Here is a 12,924-nt window from a genome sequence, read left to right on the forward strand (position 1 = left end):
CAACACCAACCCCCAACTGCCATGGTCATTCCTCGCCCATACCGGCCTGACCATCCACCCACCACACCCACCGAACTTACGAAAAGATCAGTAAGGTCGGCCCGCCCCCGTGGCGGGCCGGCTGGACGCGCTGACTCCGCACAGCCCGAGAAGGGCCGCGGCGCGCTGCCCACCGCAAAACCGGCTCACCGACTTCCGCGACATCGTCACGGAACGCGTACATGCCCGCATGTGCGACATCCACGCCGACCGCGTCGAACTCCTCGAGTCGGCATTGGTCCAGTGGCGTGAGGTTGTGAACAGGTCGATCTGATCATGGTACGAATCGTGGTCGGCGAGGGGGTGGACCCGATCACGTCTTCTTCCGCGAGGACTGGCCAGGGGTGGGCCCCTCTACTCGAAACCGAGGCGCACGGGGTCACGAATGACCGGCGGGGACGTCGCTCTGGCCGTGACGCTCGTTTGACGCTCTGGGGGTGTTCGTCAGACTGATCGAGGTGGCCGAAACTGACGCTGACCTGCGCTTATGTTGGCACTCGCCTTCCATGACGTGTTTTCGATGACCTTGCCGGTGCGCTCGGGATCACCCCAGATGCGCAGCAGGTCATCCGCCCGCTGAAACGCCAGTCCCATATGAGCACCGAACTCCCGTAGATGCCCGGTACGGCCCATCGGCGTACTCGCCCTCAACCAACTCCTGCACCGCCGCGGTCGGTTCTCTCACCCTGGCAGCTCCCAGCGGGGGCGGGGCCTGGTCGAGGACCTGCACGGCGAGGAAGAACAGCGCGTCTCCGGCCAGCACCGCGGCCGGCACGCCCATCTCGGACCACACCGCCGGCATGCCGCGGCGCAGCCGGTCACCGTCGATGAGGTCGTCGTGCAACAGCGAAGCGTTGTGCACCAGCTCCACCGCCACAGCTGCCGGCACTCTGCTGCGGTCTGTCCCCGGACGGCCTCGCACGCCAGCAGGACCAGCGCGTGCCGCATCAGCTTCTCTGCCCGCGCTTGAAGTGGCCTGCCGGAACCGTGCCACCACCCCATGGGCACTCCCACTGGGTGCCGGATCCACTCCGGCAACCGGGCAACCGCCTCCCGCAGTGCCGGCTCGGTAACCGTGGCGGCATCGGACAACACCTGCCCCACCTCACGGGCCGGGCGTATCAAGGGCTCCGCCGTCATCACTCACCTCAGCCCAGTAGGCAGCGCAACAACCGGCACAGGACAGCCCGGGGGGCCTTTCGTTTGGATCACTTCCGCTAGCCGAGGTTGTCGTTGATGATGTCCTCGTGACTAACCGCATCAGCGCTCTGATCTCGGCCTTCGGCCTCCTTGCTAGCGTGATGCTGCTCGTTCTTGCCGTTCGTGAGTACCGCTCCGGGGCGTCGGTTCTCTGGCTCGTGGCTGGAGTCGTGATCTTCCTCAGCGCTTCGTACACGCTGGTGCGGGACATGCGGCGGCTCCGCACTGGGCCGACGGCCTGACTACGGCGCCGTTCCAACCCGCACCTTCGGTCGTTGTACGTGTGTGCCATTGACTGACGCGCAGTGGGCGCGGATCGAGCCCTTACTCCCAGATCGGACATCGCGACGGGGCGGCCGGTGGCGGGATCACGGAGAAGTGATCGATGCGATCGCCTGGAAGGTCCAGACAGGATCGCAGTGGATCCACCTCCCTGAGAAGTACGGCAACTGGAAAGGCGTCTACAACCGGCTGCGGATGTGGTCCGTCGACGGCACCTGGGAGCGGGTGTTCACAGCGCTGGTCGGACAGGCGGATGCCGACAACGACCTCAACCGGGCCGTCTCGGTGGACTCCACTGTCGTGCGCGCACACCAGCACGCGGCTGGGGCCCGCAAAAGGGGGCCCCAGCAGGCGAACCCGCGGACCACGCCATCGGCCGGTCCCGGGGTGGACTGAGCACAAAGATCCACCTTGCTTCCGATGCCCAATGCCGGTCACTGGCCTTCGTTCTCAGCCTGACCGGCCTCGAAGAGGCCTACGGGGCGGTCCTCGGCATCGTGCTGCACGGTGGGTTCACCGGTTCGACGGCGCCAAACTCATTGGCCCGGTCGACGCTGCGGCCATGGCCCGCGTGGACGCCGCCCTGCGCGCCGTCCAGGACCTGTGACCACCTGCGCAGCCCCGGCTCACTCCCACAGCGGCCGGGGCTTTCGCGTTCCGTGGCCAGGACGCAAGTCTGGCCTGGTGCCGTTCATGCCACAACGGGGCCAGCTCAGCCATGAGTTCAGCGATCACGGCGGCCGACAGGCCCACCCCACCCCACCCCACCCCACCACACGACCATGATCGACAGTCAGGAACTCGACGCCTCACCGCCTATCTTGAATGGCGGCCCTATGCTTTAGAACGGAGAATAGTTGCGTCCGTGGGAGGCGCTGGCCACACGACGAGTAGGTAATCTTCGAACCGGATCTAGGCTCACCTTGTCGCGCATGACGTCGCGACCTCGCGCGTGCACTCGAAGCCTGTACCAGACAGACCCCTTGAGGCTAAGAGAGTGCTGTGCGTCGGTGTCGGGACCACGCTCTAGCGACTCGACCTTCAGGTCACCAGCAGGGGCGTTGACGCTGATCTCCATGACCTCCTCCCAGCCATCCGTGTCCACGTCGGGGCACCTGTGCAGAACACTCGTCTCAACGTTGACGTAACCGGTGTTAGCCCAGTCAAGATGAGGGCTCCAGCAGCCATCGGAGCGGCCAAACCGTTGGATAAGTTCGCCGTCTCGACGGGAATCTCTCCATGGTCCAGGACTCCGAAAAGGCCTTCACTGACGAACACTTGGTTGGCCATAGTTCTCCCATAAGCTGGTATCGCCCGTACCGCGAGCCTGTCCATTGCGACGTTCGCCGAATTGTCCGGTGGCCGGGGAGTGTCACTAACCTGAAGACGCTTCCGATCGCGCCGGTGCTCGCGTGCGGTGTCCCCGGAGGAGAGGTGGACCGTGCGCGCATACGTGCCAGCGGAGGTATCCCAGCCGCCATGCGCAACGCCGCCCCGCGGGCCGCGGTCGAGCACCACGCATTCGAAAGGCCGACCCCGACGACAGTCCCGAGACAGGCCGGGTGGACGCCGCAGCGTCCGTGCGCACCGCTCTGGCCGCGGCGGCTGGCCTCACGTGATCCTTCGGCCCCGGTGGTGGAGCGGGCTCCACCACCGCCTGGCGCCGGGCTTTCCTGCCTCGCCCGATCCTCGCGGCTGACGTGGGCGACACGTGGGAAACAATGTGCAGGTCACGCGGGCAACGGCGGCGTCGGCGCGGCGCGGCGCGGCGCGGCGCTCGCTACGCGAGCGAGCGGCGGCCCGAGGGCCACCGCTCGCGGGCCGCAGTGTGTCCGGCAGGAAGCTCCCGTCGCCCCGCGAGGGTCTCGGGCCGTTCCCCGGGCGGAAACACAGCGGAGCCGCGGGGTTCGAGAGTGGATGGCCGCCGGTGGAAGCGGCTGGCGCAGCCACGCCGCGAGGCCGCCGATTCATCCACGTGGCCGCCGCACCACTGGCCGGATCACCGCACGTAAGCGGGTCGCTTGCGGTCGAACTGCCAGTCGGGCACCAGAAAGCGCATGGCCGTGGCGTCGTCCCGGGCGCCGAGACGAAGACGGGTGTAGAGCTCGTGTGCCTCCTCCACCCGCTGCATGTCGAGCTCGACGCCGATCCCGGGTCCCGTCGGTACTTCGAGCACGCCGTCCTTGATGGCCAAGGGCTCGGTGGTGAGGCGTTGACCGTCCTGCCAGATCCAGTGGGTGTCGATCGCCGTGATGTCACCCGGAGCGGCCGCTGCCGCGTGGGTGAACATGGCCAGTGACACGTCGAAGTGGTTGTTGGAGTGCGATCCCCAGGTCAGCCCCCACGCACTGCAGATCTGGGCGACACGCACCGATCCCGCCAGCGTCCAGAAGTGCGGGTCGGCGAGCGGGATGTCGACGGCGCCGCTCTGCAGGGCGTGGCCCAGTTCCCGCCAGTCGGTGGCGATCATGTTGGTGGCGGTGCGGAGTCCGGTCGCGCGGCGGAACTCGGCCATGACCTCCCGGCCCGAGTACCCCTTCTCCGCGCCGCACGGGTCCTCCGCGTACGCGAGGACGTCGCGCAGGCCACGGCCCAGGCGGACGGCTTCCTGGAGAGACCATGCCCCGTTCGGGTCGAGTGTGATGCGGGCGTCGGGGAAATGCTCGGCCAGGGCGCGGACGGTGGCCGCCTCGTCGGCTCCGTCAAGCACTCCCCCTTTGAGCTTGAAGTCCTTGAAGCCGTAGCGTCGCTGGGCGGCCGAGGCCAGGGCGACGATCGCGTCCGGGGTGAGGGCTTCCTCGTTGCGCAGGCGCAGCCAGTCGTCGGCCTCGGGCTCCGCCCGGTAAGGCAGATCGGTCCGTCCTCGGTCACCGATGTAGAACAGGTAACCCAGGACGGGGACCTGGTCACGCTGCTGCCCCTCACCGAGGAGGGCGGAGAGCGGAACACCCAGGTGCCGGCCCAGCAGGTCCAGGAGCGCCGTCTCGACAGCGGTGACCGCGTGGATGGTGATCCGCTGGTCGAAGGTCTGCGTGCCGCGGCCGTCGGTGTCTCGGTTGGCGAAGGCGGTTCGGATGTCACGCAGGACGGCGTGGTGGTGGGCGACCGGCCGGCCGACGACCAGTTCACGCGCCTCTTCCAGTGTGGTGCGTATGGACTCGCCGCCCGGTACCTCGCCGACACCGGTGCGGCCTTCCGAATCGGTGAGAACGACCAGGTTGCGGGTGAAGTAGGGGGCGTGTGCTCCGCTCAGGTTCAACAACATGCTGTCTTGTCCGGCCACGGGGATGACGCGCATCGCGGTGACGAGCGGGCGGGAGGAGGTGGAAGCACGGGGCATGGGAAGTTCCTTCAGTGGCTCGTTCGCCGGCGATCCCGGCGGTGGTCTGGAGAGCGCGTCACTGTCGCAGGTGGGCCGGCAGCTTTTCGATGAGACGCGCCAGCGCCGCGTGTTCAGCCGGGGTGAGATCGGTCAGCGGGGGCCGTACGGGTCCCGCGGGGCGACCGACGGCGCTCATACCGGCCTTGACGATGCTGACGCCGTATCCGCGGACCAGGTCGCGGATGGCGGTGTACGGCAGCACGAAGTCGTTCAGGTGCCGGAGCACGGTGTCCCGTCGGCGCTCCCGGACCGCGGCGTAGAAGTCGAGAGCGAACTCGGGCAGGAAGTTGAAGATGGCTGACGAGTAGGTGGTGACCCCCAGTTCGAGGTAGGGCACGGCGAACGTTTCCGCAGTCGGCAGGCCACCGATGTAGGTGAGCCGGTCGCCGAGACGGCTGTGGATGCGGGCCATGGCCTCCAGGTTGCCCACCCCGTCCTTGTAGCCGATGAGGTTGGGGCAGGTCACGGCGAGCCGGTCCAAGGTCTCGGCCGTGTACACGGCGTTGGCCCGGCTGTAGACCACCACGCCCAGGGAGGTGGCCCGGCAGACCGCCTCGACGTGCCGGGCGAGGCCCTCCTGGCTCATATCCGTCAGGTACGGGGGGAACAGCAGGATTCCGTCGGCGCCCGAATGTTCCGCGGAGGCGGCGAACTCCACGGCCGTGGCGGTCCCGTATCCGGCGGGCGCCAGCACGGGCATGTCCTCCGGGGTGCTCCGCACGGCGGCGGTCACGACGCGTTCCACCTCGCTGGGGGTGAGCGAGAAGAACTCCCCGGTGCCTCCGGCGGCGAAGAGGCCGCCCACCTTGTACGCCGAGAGACGTTCGACGTGCGCGCGGTAGGCCCTCTCGTCGAACGACAGGTCGTCCGGTCCGAAGTGGGTGACGGGGAAGGAGAGCAGTCCCGCACCGAGGGATCGGCCCAGGTCCGCGGGGTTGAGAGGCGAAGTCATCGCGTTGCGTTCCTTGTCATCGGTTCGGAGTGGAGTGGCGCTGGGGTCAGTCGGTGGCCGAGGGCTTGCGGCCGCCGAGCGGCTTCCACCGGGAGCGCAGGGAGTGCGCGGCGGTCTTGGGGCGCCGGTCGCGGGTGAAGATCCCCTTCCTGTTGCCGTCGACGCGGTGGATGCCGTTCGAGGTCTGGAAGTCGGCGAAGTTCCACACGTGCTCGCCCACCACGGCCTCGGCGCGGTCGAAGGCCCGGTGGTTGGCCTCCAGGTAGGCGAGCTGGTATTCCTCCGTCCACGGCATGTCCCACACCGAGTGCAGACCAGGAAGGGCGTCGGCGCCGTACTCGCTCATGAGGATGGGCTTGTCGTACTTCTCCGCCCAGCCGCGCAGCTCCATGTCCATGTAGGTCTCCGCGGTGGCGAGGTCACCGGTGGCGACGTACCAGCCGTAGTAGCGGTTGAGGCAGACCAGGTCGAAGAGGTCGGCGATGCGGTCGTTCTTGTAGGTCGCGAACATCACGGCCGCGTAACTGACGGGTCGGCTGGGGTCGAGCTTGCGGGTGAACTCCACGAGTGGCTCGAAGTACTCACGCGCCCCCTCTTCGTGGGAGGAGGGCTCGTTGGCGATGCACCACATGACGACGCTGGGATGGTTCTTGTCCCGGGCGATCAGCTCGCGGATGGCCTGTGCGTGGGCGGCGCGGGTGTCGTCGTTGAAGGTCTCCGGGGAGTAGGTCGGCTTGTGCGGGCGCCCGGCGAGCCCACCCTCGACGGCCAGATTCAGACCGACGGCCGCGGTCTCGTCGATGACGAGGATGCCGTGCCGGTCGGCGAAGTCGAGGACGTCCTCGGCGTAGGGGTAGTGGGAGGTGCGGAAGGAGTTGGCGCCGATCCATTCCATGAGCTGGAAGTCGTGCACCAGGTAGGCGTCGTCGTGTCCCTTGCCCCGCACGGGTGTGTCCTCGTGCTTGCCGAAGCCGGTGAAGTAGAAGGGCTCTCCGTTGATGAGGAACTGACGACCGCGGATCTCGACGGTGCGTACGCCGAAGGGCTGGGTGTAGGTGTCGGTCACCTCGTCACCGTCCACGATCTCGGCGACGAGGTCGTAGAGGTGGGCCGCGCCCGGGCACCAGGGTGTGACGTCGACGATGCGCAGGGTGCCGTTGGCCCCCTCGGCGACGGCGACCTGGGTGCCGTCGGCGTCGAGGACCCGCACGCGCACAAGGGCGGAGGCGCTGGTCTGCACCGAGTAGTCGACGGTTCCCGTGGTGCCGTCGAGACCGGTCACGATCGTGAGGTCGTCGATGTGGACGGCCGGGACACTGTACAACCGCACCGATCGGGCGATGCCCGAGTAGTTGTAGAAGTCGTGCAGGTACTTCTGTGTGCGCCGGCCGTCCTGGGCGACCGTGATCGTGCCCGGCGGGATCGTCACGTTCGTCAGCTCGTTGTTGACGCCGACGGTGATACGGAACTCCTCGCCCGGTCCCACGTAACCGGTGATGTCGGCCTCGAACGGCGTGTAGCCGCCGACGTGTTCCGCGACGAGGTGGTCGTCGACGTACACCTTCCCCTCGTGCGTCACCGCGTCGAAGCGCAGCATCACCCGCTGTCCGGCCCAGCCGCGCGGTACGCGTGCCGTGCGCTGGTACCACACCCAGCCGACGTGGTCACGGATCGCGCTGTCGGTGAACAGGTCGTTGTAGCTGGCCGGTACGGCGGCTTCGAGCGGTGTGTCGAACGTGCCGGTCCACGGCTGGGGGCCGGTGCTCGCGGAGGTGGCGAAGCGCCAGAGGCCGTCGAGGCCGACGAGTTCGCGGGTGGCGGTGCAACGGGGTTTCAACATGGGTGATCTCCTTGTGTCGGTATGGGTGGTCCACACGCTGGCGGTGCGGCGGAAGTCGTTCGAGGGGGGGGACCGGTGGGGATGACGTCGCCCGGGCTTGTGGCTCTTGTGGCTTCGGAGGAGGATGGGCCCGGACGGCTCAGCGGGCCACGCCGTCGGACACCGCGGGGACGAGGACTCTCGCCGTGCATCTGATGTCGTCGCTGCTCAACCCGGTCATCAGCGTGACCTCGCCGGCCTCGCAGCCGCGTCGTCCATCGGCCAGCGTGTAGGAGAGCCGCTCCAGCGGAGCCTGAAGGACGAGGTTCACCGAGTCCCCGGCCGCCAGGTGCAGGCGGCGGAAGTCGAGGAGCCGGCGCACGGGTCGTACGACGCTCGCGTACTCGTGTCGTGCGTACAACTGCACGACCGTCTCACCATCACGGTCTCCGGTGTTGGTGACCGTGACGGGAACCCACAGCATCCCGTCGCGTATTTCCGCGTCGGCGTTGGAGGACACCTCGAAGGCTGTGTACGACAGCCCGTGCCCGAAGACGAAGAGGGGGGACTGGTCGGGCAGGTCCACGTAGGCGTAGGTCTCGCCGGCCGGGTGGTCGTAACCGCTGCCGTGGCGGTGGCCGTGGTAGGCGGGGATCTGCCCAAGGTGCCGGGGGAAGGTGGCGGGTAGTTTGCCGCTGGGGTTCGTCGCGCCGAACAGGGCGGAGGCGATCGCGGGACCCGCCGCCTCGCCGAGCAGTGGCGCGAGCAGGACCGCGGCGGACGCTCGTACGACCCGGTCCAAAAGCAGCGGACGTCCGGAGACGAGCACAGTGACCACCGGCTTGCCGGTCGCGGCCAGCTGAGCGATCAGCTCCTCCTGATCACCCGGCAGAGACGGTGACACGCTGGAGCGGCCTTCCCCGGCGGTGTTGCCGCCGACCCGCCCGGTGCGCTCGCCGACGACGGCGACGATCACGTCGGCACCGGCCGCCGCCGCGTCGACCACGGAAGCGTCGAGCGGCCGGCTGCCGTGGGCGGTGAAGGATCCGAGAGACACGTACTCGACGGCGGCACCTGATTCCCGCAACGCTTCCCACACCGTGGGCGCTCCCGAGTGCAGGGTGCGGATCATCTCCTCGAACCGAGGCTGCAGGCCCGGCAGGGGAGTGGTGACGATGTCGGTCGAGGAGAAGGTCGCCGAGTCGACGCCGGGAACCTGGCCCATCCGTACGGCCTTGACGGCGGCGGGCATCTCCGCTGCGGCCGCCGAGGTGTAGGCCCCGAAGTGGACGCGGAGTTCGTCGGCGGCCGGGCCCGTCACGACGATCCGCTGTTGTCCTTCGGCGAGCGGCAGGGTGCCGTCGTTGTGCAGCAGCACCGTGCTCCGTTCCGCGACCGCCTGCCGGACGGCTGCGGCTTTCGCGCGGTCCGGCGTGCCGGGCCGGGCCGGGGACGGTCTGCCGAATCCGGGGATCAGGCCGGTGCGCGCCTTGATCGTGAGCACGCGGGCCACGGCTCGGTCGATCACCCGCTCGTCCAGACGGCCGGTGGCGACCTCCTCCACCAGGCTCGGGTAGCTGACCGCGTGCGGTAGTTCGACGTCCAGGCCGGCCGCGACGGCCTGCTTCGCCGCCTCGCCCGGTGTGGCCGCCGTGCGGTACCGGGTGCGAAGCATGGGGACCGAGTCGTAGTCGCTGACGGTCATGCCCTCGAAGCCGAGTTCGTCCCGCAGGAGTGTGGTCAGCAGCCAGTGATCGGCGGCGGCCGGTACGCCGTCGATCTCGTTGTAGGAGTTCATGACCACCGACAGGCCGGCTTCGGCGATGGCACGGCGGAACGGCTCGGCGTACTCGTCGACGAGGGTCCGGCGTCCCAGCTGGGTGGTCGCCATGTTGCGGCCGCCCTCCGAGGCCCCGAATCCGAGGAAGTGCTTGCCGGTGGCGAGGAGTTCGCTGCCCTCGTCCTCGCCCTGGATGCCCTGGACGAAGGCGACCGAGAACCGCGCAGCGAGTTCGGGGTCCTCACCGTACGTCTCGTGTACTCTGCCCCACCGCGGGTCCCGGCTGAGGTCCATGACCGGGGCGAAGAGCAACTGGACCCCCAGGTCACGCATGTGCGCGGCGGTGACGGACGAGGCCTGGCGGGCCAGGTCGGGATCCCAGGTGGCCGCCTGTGCCCAGGCAGTCGGGAACTGCTCTCCGGCCGCGTGCAGGAAGCCGTTGATGCCCTCGAAGTGCACCAGCCCGCCGATTCCGAACGGCGACGCCTCGCGCACTGCCTGCTGCACCTGGGCCAACGCGTCGCGCAGGCTGTCGGTGTCCTGGCCGAGGAACCAGGCCAGCGACAGATGTCCGACACCGTGGGGGCACAGCTCCGCCACCCGGCCGGTGTCGAGCGTCGGCGCTCCGGTCGCCCCGGGAGCGAGCAGAGCCGGCAGCGCGATGCCGCCCAGTTGTGCCACCTTCTGCTCCAGGGTGAGCCGGGCGATGAGACCGGCGATGTCTTCGGGAGTGGTCATGCGGGTTCCTCTCACTGTGCTGAGTTGGTTGTTGCGGATGGTGGGTGTACAGCGGCCGTCAGGCGCCGACCGCGCGCACCGTCACGCTCGCCGTCGCGCATCCCTCAGCGGTGACCGTCACGGTGGACGGGCCAGCCCCGGTGGGCCGTACGACGGCGAGGGTCCGCCCGTCGTACGTGGTGTGTGCCACCCGTGGACGTCTCCTCGGTGACGGGCCGCCCGGAGCCGAGGCCCTGGAGCACTCCGGGGCCCGTGATCTCGACGCCGACGGTGCGGTCGGCACCGCACCGGGAATTGCCGTCGCCGTCAGCGAGCATGATGCCGACGAACTTCAGGTCGGTGTCGTCGGCCCGGCTCTCCGGCCGGTCCGCCGTGGCCGTCAGGACCAGCGGTCCGCGCGCCGAGACCAGTCGGCACCGACCGCTTTCCCGGCCGTTCGCGCGGGCCACGGCGATCAGTTCACCGGGCCGGTAGGTGACGTCGGACGTGGTCTGGTAGCGGTGTTCGGGTCCTGCGGGGGCCCGCCCCACCGACGCACCGTCGAGGTACAGCTCGACCTCCTCGGCGTCGCTGTAGCCGTCCACCCGTACCGGGGCGCCCTCCGCCCGACCCAGCTCCGGACGCCACCGTGTCCGGCCACGACCACGGGCCGGCGACGATCCGACGACCGTGATCCTCCGGCCGGTGCACGGCGATGTACGGGCCCGTGCGCAGCCCGAAGACGATCTCGCGGTAGAAGGAGGCGGCGCGGCGTTGGCCGGTGACGTCGATGGCCGGTGCGGGCGGTCAGCCAGGGGTAGGCCCCAGCGATGCCCTGACCGGAAGCCGAGTCCTCGTCCGCGTAGCCGGTCCGGCCGATACCGACCTCGCCGAGATAGTCCATGCCGGTCCAGGTGAAGTCCCCGATCACGTGGGAGTTGTCGAGGACCGACCGCCACAGCCGGTCGATGCGTGTGGGATGGGTCTCGGACCCCATGATGACGCGGTGGGGGAAGAGCTTACGGTCGAGTTCGTAGCGGCTTTCCAGGTAGTTGTAGCCGGCCACGTCCAGTGTCGACAGGATCTCGGTGGTCTGCCGGGTGACGAGGTCGGAGCTGCTGAGCTCGTCGAGCACGTCGCCCATCGTGGCCATCATCGTGTTGACTACCATGGTCTCTGCGGACTCGCTGATCCGCCGGCGGGCGACGGCGACGGTCTCTTCCATCATGGCGTCGTGCGGCAGGGTGACGCCCCGGCGGGCCGGAGCGCGACCGCCCTTCTCCAGGAAGCGGTTGACCTTGGGGCGGAACTCCCAACCGGAGTTGAAGGACGTGAAGCGCAACGGTTGCTCCTTGAGGAAACGTCGGCGGTGGCCGGACGCGGTGCGGGGGGCGGGCGGTGGCTCAGCGCACGCCCCGGACCCGGAAGAAGGCGATCAGCCCGCCGAGCAGGCCCAGGGCGCCGGACGACAGGTAGAGAAGGGTGTAGTTCTCCTCGCCGGTGGCACCGATGGTGATCAGCAGTGGGGCGGTGAGCGGGGCGAGCGCACCGGGGAGCTTCTGGGAGAGCGTCACGATCGCCAGGAAGCGTCCCGCGTCGGTCTCCCGCTCGGGGAGGATGTCGAGCACGGTCGCCTGGCTGCTCGCAGAGAAGACCGCGATGCCCAGGTTCATCAGCGCGGCACCGGCCAGCAGGCCGGCCAGCGTGTGCGCCCACGCCGAGACGACGGCGCCGGAGAGGAAGACCGCCGCGGCCACCAGGGTAAAGGGGCGTCGGCGCTCCAGCCGGTCGGAGAGGAAGCCACTGCCCAGCGTGCCCACCGTCATCGCCAGGACGCTGATCCCGCCGCTGATGGCGACCAGGCCGGAGACCTCGACGAGGGTGAGGTCGAGCCGGTCGGCGTAGAAGAAGGTGACGAAGGACGTGTAGAGGGACTGGCCGTAGTAGAAGACGAAGCGTGCCAGCAGGTGCCAGGCGAAGTCCGGGTGGGCCCGTGGATCGAACACGTAGCTTCGCAACACGTGCCCGGTCGTCAGCCCTGCCGGGACGGTGTTCTTCCGGGAGTCGGGCTCCCGGAAGAACACCACCAGGAGGGTGAGCAGCACCGCGCCCACCACGCCCGGCAGGAGGAACACCAGCAGGTGGTCGTGGCTCACCGTGCCCACGAGGAGGACACCGACGACCGGCGCCACCATGGTGGTGGCCCCCGTCAGACCGGCGACCTTTCCTCGTTGGGAGGGCGGCAGCCGGTCGGCCTGGATGCTGCCAAGCGCGCCGAGCGCGGTTCCCCAGCCGAGGGAGGCCATGGCCCACCCCAAACCCAGTACCGTGATGTTCGGCGCGTACGCCATCGTCACCAGGGCGGCCATGCCGAGTACGCCGCCCCCGATCAGGTACGGCACCCGACGTCCGAGACGGGAACGGGTGCGGTCGCTGAGCGTGCCGATCGGCGGAGCGGTGACGAGCGAGAGAGCCGAACCGATGCCGAGGATGTAGCCGACGGCCGCCTCGTCTCCCGGCGCCAGGTGGTCGGCGCGCAGGGCGAGCGAGAAGGCCATCGGCACCATGAGCGCCATCGCCACGCCGAAGGTGGCCGCCACCAGGAGAGCGACGCGCCCGCCGGGCAGAGGAGGAAGGCCGGTGCCGGTGGCCCCGGCCGGGGCGGGGGAGACGGACAGGGTGCCGCCGCCCCCTTCCCCGGCCGGCCGGTCGGCGCTCTCCTGAGGCGAGGAGGCTTCGCGCGACGTCGCCAT

At 69.1% G+C, this 12,924-nt stretch carries 9 protein-coding genes and 1 pseudogene; 2 read left to right on the forward strand and 8 right to left on the reverse strand.

Annotated features, from left to right (window positions below; all coding sequences use genetic code 11):
• Positions 1-483: 483 nt before the first annotated feature.
• Positions 484-1,069: pseudogene (locus tag ACZ6EG_RS30695) on the reverse strand (polyprenyl synthetase family protein).
• Between the two features lie 217 nt (positions 1,070-1,286).
• On the opposite strand from ACZ6EG_RS30695, the gene ACZ6EG_RS30700 reads away from it, so the two are divergent.
• Positions 1,287-1,481, forward strand: coding sequence for a hypothetical protein (locus ACZ6EG_RS30700; protein WP_469609415.1), 195 nt, complete (start codon positions 1,287-1,289; stop codon positions 1,479-1,481).
• 43 nt (positions 1,482-1,524) lie between these two features.
• Positions 1,525-1,917 carry an IS5 family transposase gene (locus tag ACZ6EG_RS30705; protein WP_469609418.1) on the forward strand — a complete coding sequence of 131 codons (393 nt, stop codon included), beginning with the start codon at positions 1,525-1,527 and terminating at the stop codon, positions 1,915-1,917.
• A gap of 1,603 nt (positions 1,918-3,520) precedes the next feature.
• Here the strand turns inward: ACZ6EG_RS30705 and ACZ6EG_RS30710 are convergent.
• From ACZ6EG_RS30710 to ACZ6EG_RS30740, 7 genes are all read right to left on the reverse strand, one after another.
• On the reverse strand, positions 3,521-4,861 hold the full coding sequence (locus tag ACZ6EG_RS30710) for an enolase C-terminal domain-like protein (protein WP_469609421.1): 1,341 nt from the start codon (positions 4,859-4,861) through the stop codon (positions 3,521-3,523).
• 58 nt (positions 4,862-4,919) lie between these two features.
• Positions 4,920-5,855 carry a 5-dehydro-4-deoxyglucarate dehydratase gene (gene kdgD, locus ACZ6EG_RS30715; protein ID WP_469609424.1) on the reverse strand — a complete coding sequence of 312 codons (936 nt, stop codon included), beginning with the start codon at positions 5,853-5,855 and terminating at the stop codon, positions 4,920-4,922.
• A 46-nt stretch (positions 5,856-5,901) separates the two neighbouring features.
• Complete coding sequence (uidA, locus tag ACZ6EG_RS30720) at positions 5,902-7,695, reverse strand: beta-glucuronidase (protein ID WP_469609427.1); 1,794 nt, start codon at positions 7,693-7,695, stop codon at positions 5,902-5,904.
• 139 nt (positions 7,696-7,834) lie between these two features.
• Positions 7,835-10,192, reverse strand: a complete 2,358-nt coding sequence (locus tag ACZ6EG_RS30725) for a glycoside hydrolase family 3 N-terminal domain-containing protein (protein ID WP_469609430.1) — start codon at positions 10,190-10,192, stop codon at positions 7,835-7,837.
• A 104-nt stretch (positions 10,193-10,296) separates the two neighbouring features.
• Positions 10,297-10,743 (reverse strand): DUF4982 domain-containing protein, encoded by a 447-nt coding sequence (locus tag ACZ6EG_RS30730; protein ID WP_469609753.1) that lies wholly within the window; start codon positions 10,741-10,743, stop codon positions 10,297-10,299.
• Entirely contained in the window at positions 10,647-11,513 is an 867-nt protein-coding gene (locus ACZ6EG_RS30735; RefSeq protein ID WP_469609767.1) for a hypothetical protein, read from the reverse strand. Before ACZ6EG_RS30735 ends, ACZ6EG_RS30730 begins: the two co-directional genes overlap by 97 nt.
• A 61-nt stretch (positions 11,514-11,574) precedes the next feature.
• Entirely contained in the window at positions 11,575-12,924 is a 1,350-nt protein-coding gene (locus ACZ6EG_RS30740; protein WP_469609432.1) for an MFS transporter, read from the reverse strand.

It is taken from the genome of Streptomyces sp. NPDC041968, from assembly GCF_055589025.1.

Bases quoted from the DNA above. Each gene is read 5' to 3' on its own strand.
- ACZ6EG_RS30740 (WP_469609432.1), bottom strand. From the start codon at position 12,924: ATGGCGACGTCGCGCGAAGCCTCCTCGCCTCAGGAGAGCGCCGACCGG.
- uidA (WP_469609427.1), bottom strand. From the start codon at position 7,695: ATGTTGAAACCCCGTTGCACCGCCACCCGCGAACTCGTCGGCCTCGAC.
- kdgD (WP_469609424.1), bottom strand. From the start codon at position 5,855: ATGACTTCGCCTCTCAACCCCGCGGACCTGGGCCGATCCCTCGGTGCG.
- ACZ6EG_RS30725 (WP_469609430.1), bottom strand. From the start codon at position 10,192: ATGACCACTCCCGAAGACATCGCCGGTCTCATCGCCCGGCTCACCCTG.
- ACZ6EG_RS30710 (WP_469609421.1), bottom strand. From the start codon at position 4,861: ATGCCCCGTGCTTCCACCTCCTCCCGCCCGCTCGTCACCGCGATGCGC.